This window comes from Pseudomonas sp. Irchel s3f7 (assembly GCF_900187615.1).
In the GTDB taxonomy this organism is placed as follows: Bacteria; Pseudomonadota; Gammaproteobacteria; order Pseudomonadales; family Pseudomonadaceae; genus Aquipseudomonas.
On record NZ_FYDO01000013.1, the window covers coordinates 14030 to 34079 of the forward strand.

The 20050-nt window shown below is 59.8% G+C and carries 16 protein-coding genes and 1 pseudogene; 4 read left to right on the forward strand and 13 right to left on the reverse strand.

The features are described 5' to 3' along the window. Window positions 1-153 precede the first annotated feature (153 nt). From CKW19_RS12970 to CKW19_RS12980, 3 genes are read left to right on the forward strand one after another with little or no spacing between them, the layout of a single operon-like run. Complete coding sequence (locus tag CKW19_RS12970) at window positions 154-1257, forward strand: efflux RND transporter periplasmic adaptor subunit (RefSeq protein WP_095058200.1); 1104 nt, start codon at window positions 154-156, stop codon at window positions 1255-1257. Further along, entirely contained in the window at window positions 1254-2318 is a 1065-nt protein-coding gene (locus tag CKW19_RS12975; protein ID WP_095058201.1) for an efflux RND transporter periplasmic adaptor subunit, read from the forward strand. The genes CKW19_RS12970 and CKW19_RS12975 overlap by 4 nt, the downstream gene beginning before the upstream one ends. Continuing rightward, window positions 2315-5365 (forward strand): efflux RND transporter permease subunit, encoded by a 3051-nt coding sequence (locus tag CKW19_RS12980; RefSeq protein WP_095058202.1) that lies wholly within the window; start codon window positions 2315-2317, stop codon window positions 5363-5365. Before CKW19_RS12975 ends, CKW19_RS12980 begins: the two co-directional genes overlap by 4 nt. Window positions 5366-5480: 115 nt before the next feature. On the opposite strand, the gene CKW19_RS12985 is transcribed toward CKW19_RS12980, so the two are convergent. The 13 genes and pseudogenes from CKW19_RS12985 to CKW19_RS13055 all read right to left on the reverse strand — a co-directional run bounded on the left by CKW19_RS12985 (window position 5481) and on the right by CKW19_RS13055 (window position 18593). Beyond that, window positions 5481-6110, reverse strand: coding sequence for a bifunctional 2-polyprenyl-6-hydroxyphenol methylase/3-demethylubiquinol 3-O-methyltransferase UbiG (locus CKW19_RS12985; protein WP_095058203.1), 630 nt, complete (start codon window positions 6108-6110; stop codon window positions 5481-5483). A 156-nt stretch (window positions 6111-6266) separates the two neighbouring features. Further along, window positions 6267-6392: pseudogene (locus CKW19_RS29080) on the reverse strand (IS110 family transposase); the annotation flags it as partial. 493 nt (window positions 6393-6885) lie between these two features. Then, a complete protein-coding gene (locus tag CKW19_RS13000; protein WP_095058205.1) occupies window positions 6886-7530 on the reverse strand; it encodes a methionine ABC transporter permease in 645 nt (214 codons plus the stop codon). Beyond that, window positions 7520-8641: a methionine ABC transporter ATP-binding protein gene (locus CKW19_RS13005; protein WP_095058206.1), complete on the reverse strand. Its 1122-nt coding sequence runs from the start codon at window positions 8639-8641 to the stop codon at window positions 7520-7522. Before CKW19_RS13005 ends, CKW19_RS13000 begins: the two co-directional genes overlap by 11 nt. A 2-nt stretch (window positions 8642-8643) precedes the next feature. Continuing rightward, window positions 8644-9453, reverse strand: a complete 810-nt coding sequence (locus tag CKW19_RS13010; RefSeq protein WP_053160708.1) for a MetQ/NlpA family ABC transporter substrate-binding protein — start codon at window positions 9451-9453, stop codon at window positions 8644-8646. Window positions 9454-9581: 128 nt separating this feature from the next. After that, entirely contained in the window at window positions 9582-10934 is a 1353-nt protein-coding gene (locus CKW19_RS13015) for an LLM class flavin-dependent oxidoreductase (RefSeq protein ID WP_095058207.1), read from the reverse strand. Further along, the gene (locus CKW19_RS13020; protein WP_095058208.1) at window positions 10934-12127 is read right to left on the reverse strand and encodes an SfnB family sulfur acquisition oxidoreductase; all 1194 of its coding nucleotides are present in this window, start codon (window positions 12125-12127) and stop codon (window positions 10934-10936) included. The genes CKW19_RS13015 and CKW19_RS13020 overlap by 1 nt, the downstream gene beginning before the upstream one ends. Before the next feature lie 23 nt (window positions 12128-12150). Beyond that, window positions 12151-13383, reverse strand: a complete 1233-nt coding sequence (locus CKW19_RS13025; protein ID WP_095058209.1) for an SfnB family sulfur acquisition oxidoreductase — start codon at window positions 13381-13383, stop codon at window positions 12151-12153. Between the two features lie 371 nt (window positions 13384-13754). Next, window positions 13755-14519: a hypothetical protein gene (locus tag CKW19_RS13035; RefSeq protein WP_095058210.1), complete on the reverse strand. Its 765-nt coding sequence runs from the start codon at window positions 14517-14519 to the stop codon at window positions 13755-13757. Between the two features lie 486 nt (window positions 14520-15005). Further along, the gene (gene tcyN / locus CKW19_RS13040; RefSeq protein ID WP_095058211.1) at window positions 15006-15761 is read right to left on the reverse strand and encodes an L-cystine ABC transporter ATP-binding protein TcyN; all 756 of its coding nucleotides are present in this window, start codon (window positions 15759-15761) and stop codon (window positions 15006-15008) included. A gap of 4 nt (window positions 15762-15765) precedes the next feature. Continuing rightward, window positions 15766-16431, reverse strand: coding sequence for a cystine ABC transporter permease (gene tcyL / locus CKW19_RS13045; RefSeq protein ID WP_095058212.1), 666 nt, complete (start codon window positions 16429-16431; stop codon window positions 15766-15768). After that, window positions 16431-17231: a cystine ABC transporter substrate-binding protein gene (tcyJ, locus tag CKW19_RS13050; protein ID WP_095058213.1), complete on the reverse strand. Its 801-nt coding sequence runs from the start codon at window positions 17229-17231 to the stop codon at window positions 16431-16433. Before tcyJ ends, tcyL begins: the two co-directional genes overlap by 1 nt. A gap of 363 nt (window positions 17232-17594) precedes the next feature. Beyond that, entirely contained in the window at window positions 17595-18593 is a 999-nt protein-coding gene (locus CKW19_RS13055; RefSeq protein WP_095058214.1) for a D-cysteine desulfhydrase, read from the reverse strand. 191 nt (window positions 18594-18784) lie between these two features. On the opposite strand from CKW19_RS13055, the gene epsC reads away from it, so the two are divergent. After that, the gene (gene epsC, locus CKW19_RS13060; RefSeq protein ID WP_095058215.1) at window positions 18785-19711 is read left to right on the forward strand and encodes a serine O-acetyltransferase EpsC; all 927 of its coding nucleotides are present in this window, start codon (window positions 18785-18787) and stop codon (window positions 19709-19711) included. The last annotated feature ends 339 nt before the right edge of the window (window positions 19712-20050 follow it).

Genomic DNA, 20050 nt, shown 5'->3' on the forward strand with positions numbered 1-20050 from the left:
GAGGCGTTCATTGTCGGGTAGGCGCAGGCGTCTATGGCAAGTGTTTTCGGCAGAACCTGCTTCGAACTTTTTCTTAATAAGACGCTCGTGCAAGGTCCATAGTCTGTTCTAAGCTCTGTGTCGTGTTGTATCTGAAAAGGCCAAGGAGTGTGCATGGTGGTTCCCGGATTGAAAGTGGTAATGGCCTTGAGTGTCGTCATGCTGCTGACGGCTTGCGAAGAGAAAAAACCGGTGCAGGAGTACCTGCCACGGGTGTTCGTGCAAGTCGTCAAGCCGGAAGATTTTGCGGCCTCGGTCACCCTCACCGGTGACATTCAGGCGCGTGTCCAGACTGAGCTGTCGTTTCGCGTGGGTGGCAAGATCATCCAGCGCTCGGTCGATGTGGGTGACCGGGTGACCGCCAAGCAAGTGCTGGCACGGCTCGACCCCAAGGATTTGCAGACCAGTGTCGATTCGGCCCAGGCGCAAGTCGTCGCCGAACAGGCGCGGGTGACGCAAAGCGCGGCGGCGTTCGTGCGTCAGCAAAAGCTCCTGCCCAAGGGCTACACCAGCCAAAGCGAATACGACTCGGCCCAGGCCGCCTTGCGCAGCAGTCAGAGCGCATTGAGCGCAGCGCAGGCGCAACTGGCCAATGCCAAGGATCAGTTGAGCTACACGGCGCTGATCGCCGATGCGCCGGGTGTGATTACCGAGCGCCAGGCCGAAGTCGGCCAAGTCGTCCAAGCGACCATGCCGATCTTCAGCCTGGCCACTGACGGCGACCGCGATGCGGTGTTCAATGTCTATGAATCACTGCTGGCCGAGAAGCCGAAGGACCAGACCATTGTCCTCAGCCTGCTCGACAACCCGGCCATCAAAACCACCGGTACCGTGCGTGAAATCACGCCGGCGGTGTCGGCGCAGTCCGGTACCGTGCAGGTGAAAGTCGGCCTCGATAAATTGCCCGAGGGTATGCAATTGGGTTCGGTGGTCAGCGCCACGGCCCGGGGATCAGGCAAGTCGGTCGTGGAATTGCCGTGGTCTGCATTGACCAAGAACATCAGTGAACCGGCCGTCTGGATTGTCGACGACAAGGGTCAGGCACAGTTGCACTCGGTCACCGTCAGCCGCTATCTGACCGGCAAGGTCATCATCGGTGATGGTTTGAAGGGCGGTGAAAAAGTCATTGTGGCGGGTGGGCAATTGTTGCACCCAGGCATGGAAGTCGAGATTGCCGAAAACACTTACAAGGATTTGAGCTGGGAGGCCAAGCCATGAAGCCTTTATGGGCGTTGTCCATCGGGCTGCTGCTGAGCGCCTGTTCCGAAAGCAAGCCGCCACCGGAGCCTGTGCGCCCGGTGCTGTCGATCAAGATCAAGGCGTTGAACGAAGAGGATCTGGGGCGCTTCGCCGGCAGCATTCAGGCGCGCTACGAAAGCAACACCGGGTTCCGCGTGGGCGGTCGGATCGCCAGTCGTAATGTCGATGTGGGAGCCGAGGTCGAGAAGGGCACGCTGCTCGCCACCCTCGATCCATCCGACCAGCAGAATCAGTTGCGTTCGGCCCAGGGCGACCTGGCGAAAATCCAGGCGCAACTGATCAATGCCAAGGCCAGTGCCATGCGCCAGCAAGCCCTGTTTGATCGTGGCGTTGGCGCACAGGCGCAGCTGGATGACGCCATGACCAACCTGAAAACCACCCAGGCGTCGCTCGATCAGGCCCGCGCGGCCGTCAATCAAAGCAAGGACCAATTGAGCTACACCGAGCTGCGTGCCGACCATAAAGCCGTGGTCACGGCGTGGAGCGCCGAGGCCGGGCAAGTCGTCTCAGCCGGGCAACAAGTGGTCACCCTGGCACAACCGGATATCAAAGAGGCGGTGATCGACCTGCCGGATACGCTGGTCGATCAGCTGCCCAGTGATGTGGTGTTTCTGGTCGCGGCACAACTCAATCCAGGCATCAACACCACCGCGACCATTCGCGAAATCGAACCCCAGGCGCAAAGCGCCACGCGCACCCGGCGTGCCCGTCTGACCCTGGCCGAAACGCCAGAAGGCTTTCGCCTGGGCACGGCGATCAGCGTCACCTTGAGCACGGCGATCAAGCCGCGCATCGAACTGCCCGCTTCCGCGTTGCAGGAGGTCGATGGCAAACAGCGCATCTGGGTGATCGATGCACAGAACAAAACCGTCTCCCCCCGGGATGTCAGCGTGATCAGCCGCACCGCCAGCACTGTAGTGCTGGCCGGCGGGGTGAAGAACGGTGAACGGGTGGTGAGTGCCGGTGTACACAGCCTCAAACCAGGGCAGGCAGTTAAAATCGACGAGGACAGTCAATGAAAGGGCCTTTCAACCTCTCCGAATGGGCTCTCAAGCATCAGTCGTTCATCTGGTATCTGATGTTCGTCGCATTGCTGATGGGTGTGTTCTCTTACTTCAACCTGGGGCGTGAGGAAGATCCTTCATTCACCATCAAGACCATGGTGATCCAGAGCAAATGGCCGGGGGCGACACAGGAGGAAACCCTCAAGCAGGTCACCGACCGAATCGAGAAAAAGCTCGAAGAGCTCGACTCGCTCGATTACGTGAAAAGCTACACGCGCCCCGGCGAATCGACGGTGTATGTGTACCTGCGCGACACCACCAGTTCCAAGGACATTCCGGAGATCTGGTACCAGGTACGCAAGAAGATCAACGACATCAAGTACCAGTTCCCGCAAGGCATACAGGGGCCGTCGTTCAACGACGAGTTCGGTGATGTCTTCGGTTCGATCTACGCCTTTACCGCCGACGGCCTGACCCAGCGTCAGTTGCGCGACTACGTCGAACAGGCGCGCATGGAAATTCGCGGCGTGCCGGGGCTGGGCAAGATCGAAATGGTCGGCCAACAGGACGAAGTGCTGTACCTGAACTTCTCCACGCGCAAACTTGCAGCGCTGGGCATCGATCAGCTTCAAGTCGTGCAGAGCCTGCAAACCCAGAACGCCGTAACGCCGGCGGGGGTCATCGAGGCCGGGCCGGAGCGGATCTCGGTGCGCACTACAGGGAAGTTCGCTTCGGAGAAAGACCTGGCCGAGGTCAACCTCAAGCTCAACGACCGCTACTATCGACTGGCGGACATTGCTGAAATCAAACGCGGCTACGTTGATCCCGCCGCGCCGGAATTCCGCTTCAACGGCAAACCGGCCATCGGGCTGGCCATTGCCATGCAGAAGGGCGGCAACGTCCAGGCGTTCGGCAAGGCCTTGCACGCCCGTATCGACCAGCTGACCGCCGACCTGCCTGTGGGTGTCGGCATCCACAACGTTTCCGATCAGGCCGTGGTGGTGGAAGAAGCCGTCGGCGGCTTTACCAGCGCGTTGTTCGAAGCGGTGGTGATCGTGCTGTTGGTCAGCTTCGTCAGCCTTGGCGTGCGCGCCGGGCTGGTGGTGGCGTGCTCGATCCCGCTGGTGTTGGCGATGGTGTTTGTGTTCATGGAATACAGCGGCATCACCATGCAGCGGATCTCCCTCGGTGCACTGATCATCGCCCTCGGCCTGCTGGTGGACGATGCGATGATCACCGTGGAAATGATGGTCACGCGCCTGGAAATGGGCGAGACCAAGGAGCAGGCTGCGACGTTCGCCTACACCTCCACGGCGTTCCCGATGCTCACCGGTACGCTGGTGACGGTGGCGGGTTTCGTGCCGATCGGCTTGAACGCCAGCTCGGCGGGCGAGTACACCTACACGCTGTTTGCGGTGATTGCCTGCGCGATGCTGGTGTCGTGGGTGGTGGCGGTCTTGTTTGCGCCGGTCATCGGCGTGCACATCCTCAGCACCAAGGTCAAATCCCACGAAGGCGAACCGGGACGCATCGGCAAGGCCTTCAACGGCGGGCTGCTGTGGTGCATGCGCAATCGCTGGTGGGCCATCGGCTTTACCTTGCTGTTGTTCGCGTTGTCGGTGTTCAGCATGCGTTTTGTGCAGAACCAGTTCTTCCCGTCCTCGGACCGCCCGGAAATCCTGGTGGACCTGAACCTGCCGCAAAACGCCTCGATCGACGAAACCCGCCGGGCTGTCGATCGCCTCGAAGCCACGCTCAAGGACGATCCGGACATCGTGCGCTGGAGCACCTACATCGGTCAGGGCGCGATCCGTTTCTACCTGCCACTGGACCAACAACTGCAAAACCCGTTCTACGCGCAGTTGGTGATCGTCAGCAAAGGCGAGAGCCGCGAGGCCATGATGCAGAAGCTGCGTGAGCGTCTGCGCAACGACTTCGTCGGCATCGGCGGTTACGTGCAGGCACTGGAAATGGGCCCGCCGGTCGGGCGTCCGATCCAGTACCGAGTCAGCGGCAAGGACATCGACCAGGTGCGTCGACATGCCATCGACCTCGCCACTGAGCTGGACAAGAACCCGCACGTTGGCGAGATCATCTACGACTGGAACGAACCGGGCAAAGTCCTGCGCATCGACATCGCACAGGACAAGGCGCGGCAGTTGGGGTTGTCTTCCGAAGACGTGGCCAACCTGATGAACGGCATCGTCAGCGGCCATGCGGTGACTCAGGTCGACGACGACATCTACCTGATCAACGTGGTCGGTCGTGCGGTGGATTCCGAACGCGGTACGCCGGAAACCCTGCAGAACCTGCAAATCGTCACGCCGAGCGGCACGTCGATTCCATTGCTGGCGTTTGCCACTGTGCGTTACGAGCTGGAGCAGCCGTTGGTATGGCGACGTGATCGCTTGCCGACCATCACCATCAAGGCGGCGATACGCGACGAGATCCAGCCGACGGACCTGGTGAAAATCCTCAAGCCGTCGATCGATGCCTTCGCCGAAAAACTGCCGGCGGGCTACAAAGTCGCCACGGGCGGTACGGTGGAGGAAAGCGGCAAGGCCCAGGGCCCGATTGCCAAGGTCGTGCCGTTGATGCTGTTCATGATGGCGACCTTCCTGATGATCCAGTTGCACAGCGTGCAGAAGCTGTTCCTGGTGGCCAGCGTCGCGCCGCTGGGGCTGATCGGCGTGGTGATTGCGCTGGTGCCGACCGGTACGCCGATGGGCTTCGTGGCGATCCTCGGGATCCTGGCGCTGATCGGTATCATCATCCGTAACTCGGTGATTCTGGTGACCCAGATCGATGAGTACGAGAAGAAGGGCTATGCACCGTGGGATGCGGTGGTGCAGGCCACCGAGCACCGACGTCGGCCGATTTTGCTGACCGCTGCGGCGGCGAGCCTGGGGATGATCCCGATTGCCCGGGAAGTGTTCTGGGGGCCGATGGCCTACGCGATGATCGGCGGGATCGTCATCGCCACCTTGCTGACGCTGCTGTTTTTGCCGGCGCTGTATGTGGCCTGGTACAAGATTCGCGAGCCGAAGAAAGAGGTGCAGTAAAGGCGAGCGCTTCGCGCTCATCGCGAGCAGGCTCGCTCCCACAGGTTGACCGCGTCGCTACAGACAACGCGATCCACTGTGGGAGCGAGCCTGCTCGCGATGGCGTCCGAACTGACTACACAGCTTTACGCCAGACACTCGCCAACCAAGGCTGCTGCTCCCGCGGCAGCCCCGCTGGCCGGTAGTAATGTTCCAACTCCACAAACCCCGCCTCGGTCAGCAACTGTTGCCACGCCGCCAGGTCGTGATACGACCCATAACGCGGCCCGTTCCAGCCTTCCTGATTCTCGCCACGAGGATTGGAGCTGAACAACACCCCACCCGTTTTCAGCGCCCCGCGCAATTGCTTCAACACCCGCGGTAATTCCTGACGCGGAATGTGAAACAACACCGCATTGGCAAAAATTCCGTCGAAGCGTTCGGCCGGCAGATCAAGCTTCAGGAAGTCCTGCTGCCAGACTTCGCAACCGCTGTCCTCACGGGCCATCTGTGCAAATTTTTGCGAACCGTCGAGGCCGACGGCCCGATGGCCCATGCGGGTAAAGGTCTGCAAATCGCGTCCCGGCCCGCAGCCAAAATCGAGAACGTCGAAAGGCGCCTCGCCCTGAAGGTGTCGCAACAGGGCAGCGATGTTCTGGCTGACGTCGTGATCGCGGGTGCCTGCACGGAAGTCTTCGGCGACTGCGTTGTAATGACCCAGAGTGGTGGAGGTGATCTGTTCGAGGTCGTCGGGTGTTTGCTTCATGGTCGGCTGCGCAGGCAATTTGGATTCACCAAATATACGCCATGGCGCCGGGGGCTGCTGCGCAGCCCATCGCGGGCAAGCCCGCTCCCACAGGTACCGCGGCGTTAGAACCGGCTCGCTATCCTGAGGGAGCAACTGTCTTCACCATGCCATTCGTCAGCGCCATTCAGTACCGTTCCGTAGCATGGCATTCAGTCTGATCAGCAGTATCCGCATGCAGGCAATGAGCGCGACTTTTGCGCTCTTGCCTCGTTCCCGAAGCGCGTCATAGCGTGCTTTAAAGCCAACCGATATCGCGACTAAACGAACAGGGGTGGCGGCTGCACACAGGTTAGTCGACCGGCCTCCAGGCATACCGGCGCACCCGAGGGTGCCCTGCGCACAGCCACCATAGTTCAGGCAATGAAAAACACCTGAGATGAGGTGACGCCGTGCGCCTAGAGAAATCCGGGCGACTAAACCCGATCACTGATAAGCAGTGACGGACCGAGACTAGCCACCGGATTTGGCAGGCGCAAGCGAGCGAAATGATCTAGGAAATGTCCTGCAAAGGAAAGGGAACAGGCCTTCGGAATCGCTGATTTTCCTGTACGAAAACTTCCCGCTGGAAGTATGTGATCACCTGTGGCGAGGGGGCTTGCCCCCGTTGGGACGCGAAGCGGCCCCAAAACCATTCAATGAGGTGTGTCTGCAAAAGCGGAGTAACTGTTCTTGCGACTGCTGCGCAGTCGAACGGGGGCAAGCCCCCTCGCCACAAAGGGTGTTCGCAACGTGCTTAGCGCTTGTTCAACCCCCGCGCCAACCGATCCCCACCCAACTGAATCGCCGCCACCAACACCACCAGCAACACAATCACCGTCAACATGATCTGGCTATCAAAGCGCTGATACCCATACCGATAGGCAATGTCGCCCAACCCGCCCGCACCAATCGCCCCGGCCATGGCTGAGGAGTTGATCATCGTCACCAGCGTGATGGTGAACCCACCAACAATCCCCGGCAGCGCTTCAGGCAACAACACATGCCAAACGATGTGCCAACGCCGGCATCCCATCGCCTGCGCTGCTTCGACCAAACCGTGATCGACCTCGCGCAAGCTGACTTCGGCAATGCGCGCAAAGAACGGTGTCGCCGCAATGGTCAGCGGCACTACCGCCGCCCACACGCCGTAAGTGGTGCCGACGATCAACCGCGTGAACGGAATCAGCGCCACCATCAAAATCAGGAACGGAATCGAGCGAAACAGGTTCACGAACGCGCCCAAGGCCCGGTTCAGCGCTGGCGCTTCATAGATGCCACCCTTGGAACTGGTGACGAGGATCACCGCCAGCGGAATACCCGCCAACAGCGCGATCAACGACGACACGCCGACCATCAAAAACGTGTCGATGAAACCCTGCAACAAGCGATCAAACCACATAACCCAGCACCTCCACCTGTTGCGCCCACTGGCCGGCGCGCTGACGCAATGCCTCGGCACCCAGCGGCGAGCCGCTCACCGCCAACAACAACTGCCCGAGGGCATGCCCCTGAATCCGTTCCACTCCCCCTTGCAGCAGTCGCACGCGACCACCGAGTGCGCTGAACAACGCGGCCAGGTCCGGCTCGTCGCGTTGGCTGCCGGTGAACTGCAAGCGCAGGACCACGGCGGCATCGGCGGTTTTTGGCTGCGGGTGCAAACGACTTTGCAGCTCCTCTGGCAACGCGTGTTGTAACGGCGCGAGTAGCGTCTTGCTGACGTCATGTTGCGGATTGCCGAACACTTCCCACACCGGCCCTTGCTCGACAATGCGCCCGTGTTCCAGCACCACGACGCGATCACAGATATCGCGGATGACCGCCATCTCGTGGGTGATCAACACAATGGTCAGGCCCAGGCGCTGGTTGATCTCGCGCAGCAGGCCGAGGATCGACTGTGTGGTCTCCGGGTCCAGCGCCGAGGTGGCTTCGTCGCACAGTAAAATGTCCGGATCATGCACCAGCGCGCGGGCGATGCCGACACGCTGTTTCTGTCCGCCGGAAAGTTGCGCCGGGTAGGCCTTGTGCTTGGATTGCAGACCCACCAGTTCCAGCAGCTCGCGGACTTTCCGGTCGCGTTTTTCCTTGGGTACGCCCGCGACTTTCAACGGCAATTCGACGTTCTGCCAAACCGTCTTGGCCGACATCAGATTGAAGTGCTGGAAGATCATGCCGATGCGCCGACGCAGCGCCACCAAGCGGTTTTCGTCGAACTCGCCGATGTCGACCTGATCGATCAGCACCCGACCACTGCTCGGTTGTTCCAGGCGGTTGATGGTGCGGATCAGTGACGACTTGCCGGCGCCGCTGCGACCGATGATGCCGAACACTTCGCCGCGCTGGATCGCCAGGTCGATGCCATGCAACGCGGCCACCGGGCCTTGCTGGCCGCTGTAGGTTTTGCCCAGATTGATGAAGCGCACATGGGCGCGATTGAGCTCGGGATGCAGCTCCGTTTGTGCAGCGCTTGCAGGCTCTGGAATTTCCAGTCGCCGTTGGATCGCGGCGGTCATGCTCAGCTTTCCCAACCGGCTTGATAGAGTTTGCCGTGGGCCTTATCCAATGCTGCGCGAACGGCTGGGGAATGTTGGTAGATGTCGACGAACTTGATCAGGCGCGGGTCGGTTTTGCTTTTCGGCTGGATCACGAACTGGATCACGTATTCCTTGTGATCGAGACCGTCGAACAGCAGCGCGGAACCGGCATCGAAGGTCTTCGAAAGGCGAATGTAGGCCGGGTAACCCTGGACCAGATCGGCGTCGTCGTAAGCACGCACCAGTTGCACGGCTTCGACCTGGAGGATTTTGATTTTCTTCGGGTTGGCGATGATGTCTTCTTCGGTGGCTTTGTAGCCGACGCCGGGTTTAAGCGTGATCAGCCCCGCCTTGGCCAGCAACTGCAAACCGCGACCGCTGTTGATCGGATCGTTGGCGATGGCCACGCTCGCGCCTTCTGGCAGCTCGTCGAAGCTTTTGTATTTCTTCGAGTAGAGACCGACGTTGTTGATGATCCCGGGCGCGAACGGCACCAGGTCAAAACCGGCGGCAGCCTTGGCGTTTTCCAGGAACGGGATGTGCTGGAAGTAGTTCACGTCGATATCGCCTGAGGCCAGGCTGACGTTCGGTGCGATCCAGTCGCTGAACTCCACCAGTTCGACTTTCAGGCCTTGTTTGTTGGCTTCTTCGACGGCGGCTTCCAGAGGAATGGCGAAAGCCGCGGTGGTGCCGATTTTCAATGGCGCGTCGGCGGCGAAGGTCACGGAGCTGAAGAGGCCGAGGGCCAGGGCCAGTGCTTTGACTGGGTGAGAGAAGTAGTTCTTTTTCATGATGAGTTATCCAGTCAGTGCATAAGGTTTGTGTTGTTTGGTCGGGCCTCATCGCTGGCAAGCCAGCTCCTACAGTGGATTTATGGCGTTCACAAAACCCTGTAGGCGCTGGCTTGTCGGCGATTCTTTTAACGGCGAAACGCCGAGCCGGTGTGTTGCTCAGGCAAATGCGCCCCTTCGTGAAACAGCTTTTGCCGCAAAGTGCCATTGTCATAAGCGGTCTTGTACGACCCGCGCCGTTGCAGCTCAGGAATCACCCGCTCAATGAAATCCACATAGCTTTCCGGCGTGACAATCCGTGTCAGGTTGAAGCCATCCAACCCCGTCTCGGCGATCCAGGATTCCAGTTCATCTGCCACCTGCTCGGGCGAACCCACCACGGTGATGTAGCGACCACCGAGGGCGTGTTGTTCGAGCAATTTGCGTCGGGTCCAGTCGTTGTTTTGCAGGTGTTTGGTTGCGGACTGGATCGCGTTGCTCTTCACGTACTGGATCGGCTCGTCGATGGCGTACTCGGAAAAATCGATGCCGGTGGAGGCCGAAAAATGCGCCACGCCGGCCTCGGCACTGGCGTAGCTCAAGTACTCGGCGTGCTTGGCCCAGGCCAGCTCTTCGGTTTCGCCAACGATGACGTTCAGGCCCATGAACACCTTGATGTCGTCAGGGGTGCGCCCCGCGGCGATGGCGCTGGCGCGGACCTTGTCCACTTGGAGCTTGGTCGACGCCTTGGTCTGGCCGCTGATGAACACGCACTCGGCATGTCGCCCGGCGAACTGCAAACCGCGATCCGAACTGCCCGCCTGAAACAGCACCGGCGTGCGTTGCGGCGACGGCTCGCAGAGGTGATAACCCTCGACCTGGTAGAACTCGCCTGTGTGCTCAACCTTGTGCACTTTGTCCGGCTGCGCATAGATCCGCTGCTGCGGATCGTTGAGCACCGCGCCGTTCTCCCAACTGCCTTCCCAGAGTTTGTAGAGCACTTGCAGGTACTCGTCGGCCTGGTCATATCGGCGGTCGTGCTCGACCTGTTCGCTCAGGCCCATGGCCTTGGCGGCGCTGTCGAGGTAGCCGGTGACGATGTTCCAGCCCACGCGGCCGCGACTCAGATGATCGAGCGTCGACAGGCGCCGGGCGAACAGGTAGGGCGGTTCGTAAGTGAGGTTGGCGGTCAGGCCGAAACCGAGGTTTTTCGTCACTGCCGCCATCGCTGAAACCAGCAACAACGGGTCGTTGACCGGCAACTGGATCGACTCTTTGAGCGGTACATCCACCGAGTTTTGGTAAACGTCGTAGACCCCGACGATGTCGGCAATGAACAGGCCGTCGAACAAGCCACGCTCGAGCAATTGCGCCAGTTCGGTCCAGTATTCGAGGGTGTTGTACCGGGTCGACGTGTCCCGTGGATGCGTCCACAAACCGTGGTTGATGTGCCCGATGCAGTTCATGTTGAACGCGTTGAGCAGGATCTTCTTTTTGGCCATCAGATGGTCCCCCGCAGTGGCGGGTTTTCATCGTTGAGGTAGTAGTTGCCGATGGCGTGATACTTCCAGCGCACCGGGTCGTGCAGGGTATGCACGCGGGCGTTACGCCAGTGCCGGTCCAGTCCGTGTTCGCGCAGCGTCGCCTGGCTGCCGGCCAATTCGAACAGCGTGCTGCCGGCAGCGAGCGAGATTTCGGTGCTGATGGCGCGGGCTTCGGCAACGGCAATCGACGCGGCGGCGACAGTGTCGGCGTTGGTGTCCGCCTGGGCCTTGTCGAGGAATTCGCCCGCACGTTCCAGCAGCGCTTCGGCGGCGTGCAGGCGAATGCTCAGGTGGCCGAAGCTCTTGAGGGTCAGCGGATCGTCCGTGGCGTTTTCGTGGGTGGCGTCGATCCACGGCCGGGTTTTCGTGCGCACGAAATGCAACGCATCTTCATACGCGGCGCGGGCGATGCCAGTGTCGATGGCGGCATGGAGAATCTGCGCCAACGGGCCGACCGGCGTCGGGCGCTCGAAAGCGCTTTGAAACGGGATGACGTCTTCGGCAGCGACATGGACGTCTTCGAACACCACCGAACCGCTGCCGGTGGTGCGTTGACCGAAGCCGCTCCAGTCATCAATCACGGTCAGGCCTTTGCTGTTACGCGGCACGAACGCCAGTTGCTGCACGCCGTTTTCATCCACCACTGAAGTCGGAATTCGCTGGGCGTAAATCGCTCCCGTGGCGTAGAACTTGCGACCGTTGATGCGAAAACGGTTGCCGTCACGCGTCAGGCTGGTTGTGCGGTCGTGGGCGGTTTTGGTGCCGAGTTCGGCCAAGGCATTGCCAAAGCGCTGGCCGGCCAGGACTTCTGCATAAAGACGTTTTTTTTGCTCGTGACTGCCGTTTACGCGCAGCACTTCCAGTGCATAGAAATGGTTCTGCGGGATCTGCCCGAGCGAACCATCGGCCTGTGCGATCAGGGCGATGACCTTGGCCAGGGTGACGTTGGAAACCCCTGCACCACCGTATTCTTTCGGTACGCTGATGCCCCACAGGCCGGAGCGCGAAAACACTTCCAGTTCCGGGTGTGGCAAACGACGCTCGCGGTCGCGCAGGGCGCTGTCACGCTTGAAATCGTCGGCCAGGTCGCTGGCGACGATCAGGGCTTGCTCATCGCTGGTGATGACCGCGACGTGGTGAGAACTTGTCATGTGTTTCTCCAGATGTCTGGTCGTCAGATCCAGGAATGACGGGCCGGCAACGTGCCGTTCAGGCGATAGGCGCCCACCGCGTAATACTTCCAGCGCACCGGATCGTGCAGCGTGTGCACCCGGGCGTTGCGCCAGTGACGGTCGAGGTTGAATTCGGCGAGGGTCGCGCGGCTGCCGGCCAGTTCGAAAAGCTTTTCGCTGGCCTGCAACGAGATCTCGGTGGTCAGCACTTTGGCTTCGGCCACGGCAATCGAGGCGCGGGCGGCGGACTCGGCGGTGAAGGGCGCGGCGCTGACCTGATCAAGCACCTGCCCGGCCTTGCGCAACAGGGCTTCGGCGGCGTGCAGTTCGATTTTCAGTTTGCCGATGTCGGCGATCACATACAGGTCATCGCTGGCCCGTTCGACCTTGGCGTCGATCCACGGCCGGGCGCGTTTTTTCACGAAGTCGATGGCATCGTCGATGGCGCCCCGGGCGATGCCAGCGTCGATGGCAGCCTGGATCAACTGCGAGACGGCGCCCTGGATATTCGGCGTGTCATTGATGCGCCAGTTATCCACCACCAATTCGGGATCGGCCTGCACGTTGTTGAGCAAAATCGTGCCGCTGGCGGTGGTGCGCTGACCGAAGCCCGACCAGTCATCAACGATGCGCAATCCCGGTGTGCCGCGACGGATGAACGCCAGCACTTGTCTGCCGTCCTCGTTCAATGCTTTGACCGCGACCCAATGGGCGAACAGTGCACCCGTGGAGTAGAACTTCTGGCCGTTGAGGACGCCGTCGGCGGAGATGCGCGCTTTCAGTTCCAAGGTGTTTTTGGTGCCGCGTTCCGGCCCGGCATTGCCGATGCGCCAGCCGTCGAGCACGCTTTTGAACAGCTGTTGTTTCTGCGCTTCGGTGGCGCTGCCAAGCACCAGGTTAAGAATGCCGAATTGGTTTTGCGGGATCTGCCCAAGCGCCGGGTCTGCCGCGGAAATGATCGCGAACACCTCGGCCAGGGTGACGAACGAAACCTGGGGGCCGCCATACTCACGGGGAATGGAAATACTGCCCAGGCCGCTGCGGGTGAACTGTTCGATTTCAGACCATGGCAGCTTGCGCTGCTGGTCACGTTTGGCCGCTTGCAGGCGGGCGACCTGCGCCAGCTCGTGGGCAGCCTTGATGGCTTGGGCATCGTTGCGCAGGACTTGTGCGGGCAACAACAACGGGATGATGTCCAGGTCACTCTGGACGATTGCATCTGCCAGACTGGACATCAGCGCCACTCCTTGGCAACACGCAATGCCCTGGCGATCTGCACTGGGGTGATTGTGTTACGGACCATACCTACCTCACATCTTATGAAAGCGCCGCTTGTGGCCGCGCATGAAAACAAGGATGTCCGGTGGTCCGGTTCATATACCCTAAACGTGTATAAATATTTTATGAACTAACTTTTAGGAATATAGATAGAAGGGTGTTCTCGGGGAGAGGGAGGCAATCCCTGTGGCGAGGGGGCTTGCCCCCGTTCGGCTGCGCAGCAGTCGCAAAATCTTTCTCCGCGATTTATTTGAATGGACTCAATTGCAGGGGGCAGGGGCGCTACGCACCCCAACGGGGGCAAGCCCCCTCGCCACAGGGGTTGTGATCATTTTTCGCGGGATTCGGCAGCCTTGAGGGGCTGTTTCTTCGGGACTTTCAGATAAGGATTGGCACAACCAATCTTCAGCACACGTGCCGGCGCCCAGCGAGAGTTATTGCCCACCCGGTCGAGGATGCAATACGTCACCTCCAGCCGCAGGTCTTCGCCGGCTTCGAGAATGATGGCCGGCGGCACCCAGACCTGAATGGGCTGGCCCACATCACTCGCCTTGAGCCTTGGCAGATCCATGCGCGCATCACCCCAGCGCAAGGTGATTTCGTCATCGATGGCCATGTTCAGGTACGGCTCAATGGTCAGTGGAACACCGCGTTTGATCTGATTGGCGTTGACCCCCTGACGGCGAATCGCCTCGGGAATGCTGACCGGCGCGAGGCTTTGATTTTCATCGCCGCACAATGGGGAGGGCTGGCCGCCAGGGCAGTCGAGTTTGATCTGCACTTGCCTGCTGGCTGATACCGCCGGCGCTTGGCCGACCTGCATGATCCGGTAGTGAATGCGCGAAGTCCCGTTGGTGACGAAGCTTTCAGGGACCCGTAGCTGCACCGATTGCCCGATATCGCTGGGTGTCAGGGCTCTGGAGGCCACATAGCAGTTATCCCAGAACAGTTCGATCAGATCCCCTTCGTCCATGCCGGGGTAGGGTGCCACGTCGATCAACAGATGTGCTGCGCAGGTGATGTTGATACCGGTCCTGTGAGATTGCGCCAGGGTCGGGGCCACGGGCCCGGGTTTGTTCGAGGTGCTTTTCATGGAGTCTCCTTGAAGTCTTGCAACGAAGTCCGTTTCTGGAAAAACAAAAAAAACGTAAGTATCGAACAGCAAAACATTTCATTACTTTGAGTTGGAATAATGATTAAGCGTTGTGAGTGTCGCGGCAGGAGACTAGATAAGAGTGTGCTGGAATAAGTGTCAATAAGAATTATGGGTTAAGGCGGGAGAGGGTAGTTATTCAGAAAGTTCCTACGTAGGAAGGTTAATAAGCCTTGGGTCTGTGTCGAATATGCCTGCTAAAACCCGCTGGAATCGGGTTTTTCATAGCAAAGCCTAAGCCCCTGTAGGGGCTCGTCATACAGCGATCAATAGCGTGATTGAATGGTTGTTTGAATATAAATATGTACCGCTTGCGCTGACAAAGAGTTGTCTGGCATTCGCGTACATTTATTTGGGTTTGAAAAGGTTTGTTGGCGGTGGGTGTAACTTCCATCCGTGGAAGTTATCCGGTGTTGCGCAGGTTTGTTAGTTGTGGGCGTTGTTCAAGAACTTGCTGAGGAACTGTTTTGTCCGTTCTTCTTTCGGGTTGGCAAACAGCGCCTTGGCTTCGCCTTGTTCGACGATGACGCCTTTATCGAAAAACACCACGCGATTGGCCACGTCCCGGGCAAAGCCCATTTCGTGGGTGACGATCACCATGGTGCGATTTTCTTCGGCCAGGCCACGAATGGTCGCGAGCACCTCGCCCACCAGCTCCGGGTCGAGCGCCGAGGTCGGTTCATCGAACAGGATCACTTCCGGTTCCATCGCCAGCGCCCGGGCAATCGCCACGCGCTGTTGCTGACCACCGGAGAGACGACGCGGGTAAGCGTCTTCCTTGCCGGCCAGGCCAACCTTGGCCAACAGCTTTTTACCCAGGGCAACGGCATCGGCGTGCGCGATCTTCTTGACGATGATCGGGCCTTCGATAACGTTTTCCAGGGCAGTGCGATGGGGGAACAGGTTGAAGTTCTGGAACACGAAGCCCACATGCTGGCGCAAACGACGCACCAGGCTCTGCTGCTGGTTCAGGGGGCGGCTGGTATCGATTTCGATATCGCCGACCTTGATCCGGCCGCTGGAAGGCTCCTCCAGAAAATTCAGGCAGCGCAGGAAGGTGGTCTTGCCCGAACCGCTAGGGCCGATGATCGCGACCACCTCGCCTTCCTTGACCTCAAGATCGATGCCGTTGAGCACCACTTGACCCTTGAACTGTTTTGTCAGTTTTTCCACGACAATCATCGGGTCAGGACTCCTGGTCGTGCCGATTGACCCGCGCTTCCAGCTGGTTCTGCAGGTGCGATAGCACGGTTGCGAGAACCCAGTAGATCAGTGCGGCGGCAAGATACATGGTGAAGATTTCGAAGGTGCGGGCGGTGATCAGTTGCGCCTGGCGGAACAGTTCCGGCACCTGGATGGTGGCGGCCAGCGCGGTGTCCTTGACCAGCGAAATGAAGCTGTTGCCCAGCGGTGGCAATGCCGTGCGCATGGCTTGCGGCAGGATGGCCCGACGCAACGTCTGTGCACGGGTCATGCCGATGCTGGCAGCTGCTTCCCATTGGCCGCGTTCGATGGAGCTGATCGCGGCACGCAGGATTTCACAGGCGTACGCGGCCATGTTCAGCGAGAAGCCGATCAGGGCCGCCGGCAGCGGATCCAGTTCCACACCCAACTGCGGCAAGCCGTAATAGATCACGAACAATTGCACCAGCAACGGCGTGCCACGAAAGAACGACACGTAGATGCGGGCAATCCAGCTCACCAGCTTGAAACGCGACAGGCGCATCAGCGCCAGGCCAAACCCCATCACCAGGCCGAAGAACATCCCGCCCAGGCTCAGGATCACCGTGTAGTACGCGCCCTTGAGCAGAAAGGGCGCGGAGTCCAGTGCGAGTTGAAAAGCTTCTTCCATTATTGAGTGACGTCAGCGTTGAAGTATTTTTCCGAGAGCTTTTTCAGGGTGCCATCGGCACGCAGCTTTTCGATTGCCTTGTTCACCGCGGCCAACAGTTCTGGCTCGCCTTTGCGCAGGGCGATACCGGCTTCCTGACGGGAGAACGCTTCACCGGCGGCGGTGGTGTCCTTGGCTTTCTTGGCGTATTCGAGCGCGGCGAGGCGGTCGATCAGAATGGCGTCGATGCGGCCGACACGCAGGTCCTGGAACTTGGTCGGATCATCTTCGTAGGTGCGGATGTCAGCCGTCGGCACGTTTTCTTTTACCCACTGTTCGTAGTTGGTGCCCAGGCCGACGCCGACTTTTTTGCCACCCAGGTCGGCGGCAGTCTTGATGTTCAGCTCGGCGGCCTTCTTCGTCAGCACCAGCGCCTGAATACCGGACACGGTGTAAGGCACGGAGAAGTCGTACTTCTTCTTGCGCTCTTCGGAGATGGTCACCTGGTTGATCACTGCGTCCAGACGTTTGGATTCCAGCGCCGCGAGGATGCCGTCCCATTTGGTCGGTTGCAGTTTGACTTTAACGCCCAGCTCTTTGGCCAGGGCTTCGGAGAACTCGACTTCGAAGCCGGCCAGTTTGCCGTCGGCATCGACGAAACTGAACGGTGGATAAGTGCCTTCAAGGCCGACGTTGATCACGCCTTTGTCCTTGATTTGTTGCAGCTGCTCACCGGCAACCGCCTGGCCAATCAGGCCGGCGCTCAGTGCCAGGCCGAGTGAACCCACCAGCAGATTTCGACGTAGTGCGGAAAAATTCATGACAAGCCCCTGTGTTTTCTTATGGAAGACGCATTAGGAAAGTTGGCAAATTCGGGATTTGGACGACTGCGATATCGTGCCCTAAAGCAGCTTATGCGTCTCGCTGCAAATTCGCCTGCGGCGTGACTATAAGATGACGTGGTTAGATTGGAAAATAATAAATATTCTATTTGTTATGCGTTAAATGAATATATGGGTAGTCCATTGTGGCGAGGGGGCTTGCCCCCGTTCGGCTGCGCAGCAGTCGCAAATAACCTACAACCGAGACTTAACTGAAACACCGCATCGCAGGTTTCAGGGGGGCTTTGCACCCCAACGGGGGCAAGCCCCCTCGCCACAAAAGCCCCACTCCACAAATGTGCGTCAACCCGTCAGAAAATCCTTATAGGCAAACAACGCCGGTGCGCCACCGGTGTGCAGGAAGATAATCGGACCTTCATCGAAACGCTGACGTCCGATCCCGTCGAGCAACCCGGCCATCGCCTTGCCAGTGTAGACCGGGTCGAGCAACAGGCCTTCCTGGCTTGCCAAAAGCTTCAACGCCGCCAGTGTCCCGGCATTCGGCTCGCCATAGCGCGGGCCGAAGTACTCGTCCCACAACTCGACGTTGAATGCAGCCGGCAGGCTCACGCCCAGCAGTTCGGCGGTGCGCTCAGCCAGGCCCTGGACCTTCGGCCGCTGGTCTTCTTCGCTGCGCGAAACCGTGACGCCAATCACTGGCAAGTCCGGCAGCGCTTCGCTCAAGGCCAGCGCCAGACCGCTGTGGGTCCCGGCGCTGCCCGACGCCAGGACCACGGCGGCGAAGGTCAGGCCGGTGTCCTTGATCTGTTCGGCCAGTTCCAGCCCCGCACGCACGTAACCCAGCGCACCCAAGGCATTGGAGCCCCCGATCGGCACCAGATACGGCTTCTTGCCGTTGCTGCGCAGCCGATTGGCGAGGGCCTGAAGTTGCTCGTCAGCGTTGTCGAGATTTTCCACCAGCTCGACCTTGGCGGCGAACAGGTCGAGCAGCAGGCGGTTACCGTTGCCGGTGTAGTTGCTGTCGTCGGTGCCGAGCGGGTTTTCCAGCAGGGCCACGCAGCCGAGGCCAAGTTTTGCGGCAATCGCGGCCGTCTGGCGCACGTGATTGGATTGCAGTGCGCCGGCGGTAATCAAGGTGTCGGCGCCTTGGGCGAGGGCGTCGGCGGCCAGGTATTCGAGTTTGCGCAGCTTGTTGCCACCCATGGCCAGCGGCGTCAGGTCATCGCGTTTGACGTACACATCGCGGCCCAGCCACGTCGACAGGCGTTCGAGTTTTTCCAGGGCGGTGGGCTGACCGAGCAGGTCGAGACGATTAAAACGGGCGAGCTGTTGTTTGATCATGGGTCCGTACTGGCGGTGAAAGATCTCAGGACTATAGGCACGCCGATTTGTCGCGGCAACCGTCAATCACTTATAGCCAAACGAACTGACCACAGCACAATTGGTTCTTAATTTGCCTTGCGACCCTTGCCGTAAAGTAGGCGCCGTCAGTGCGGCCAGACAGTCCGGCCGCCCGTAAGGAGTCTTTTACCGTGAGTGAGCGATCCAGCCATTGGCAATTGCAGACCATCGTCAGCCAGCTGCGCACGGCACGTGAACAGTGGCGAGCACAAAACGGCCGGGCCAGCGGCGAGCAGGGTGGTCGCGAGTTGCCCTCCCGGGCGGCCATGGCGGAGATTCTCGAAGCCTTGTGTGGTGCATTGTTCCCGATGCGTTTGGGGCCGGTGGACTTGCGTGAGGAAAGTGAAGACTTCTATGTCGGCCACACACTGGATGTGGCGCTGAATGCCTTGTTGGCCCAGGCGCGACTCGAACTGCGTTATGCCGCGCGCCACAGTGCCCAGGCCGAGACGGAAGTCGAAGCCAGGACCATTCAGATCATTCAGGATTTCGCTCTCGCGTTGCCGGGGTTGCGCAGCCTGTTGGATACCGACGTGCTGGCGGCCTATCACGGTGACCCGGCGGCGCGCAGCGTCGATGAAGTGCTGTTGTGCTACCCGGGCATCCTGGCGGTGATTCACCATCGTCTGGCTCACCATTTGTATCGCGCCGGGTTGCCGTTGCTGGCACGGATCAGCGCGGAAATCGCCCACTCAGCCACTGGCATCGACATTCACCCTGGTGCGCAGATCGGTCGCAGTTTCTTCATCGATCACGGGACCGGCGTGGTGATCGGCGAGACCGCGATCATCGGCGAACGCGTGCGGATTTATCAGGCGGTGACGTTGGGCGCCAAGCGTTTCCCGGCGGATGAGGACGGCCAATTGCAGAAGGGGCAGGCGCGACATCCGATTGTCGAGGATGACGTGGTGATTTATGCCGGCGCGACGATTCTGGGGCGGATCACCATCGGCCAGGGTTCGACCATCGGCGGCAATGTCTGGTTGACCCGCAGCGTGCCGGCGGGCAGCAACCTGACCCAAGCGAATCTGCAGCTCGATGATGGGGCGCAGAAGTAAGGATGTAACAGCTGTAGGAGCTGTCGAGTGCAACGAGGCTGCGATCTTTTCCAAGCACGCCGCGAACCAAAATCAAAAGATCGCAGCCTGCGGCAGCTCCTGCAGAACACCTCTAAATTCCGCGTAATGCCCTTCTTTGAGCTAGCGTTCAACCAGTACCGCCGAGCCCTGCGATTAGTCCTTAGCCCCCTATGTATGTTTAACTTGAACGTTCATTCAAGTTAAACCGGTGGTTCGCCGCCCGCTCACAACAGGAGGCTTGCCTTTGCTGAGTCCGATTTCTACAGCCACGTTTTATCCCCCCGAGGTGCACCGCTCATGAGTGCATCGTCCCTCCCA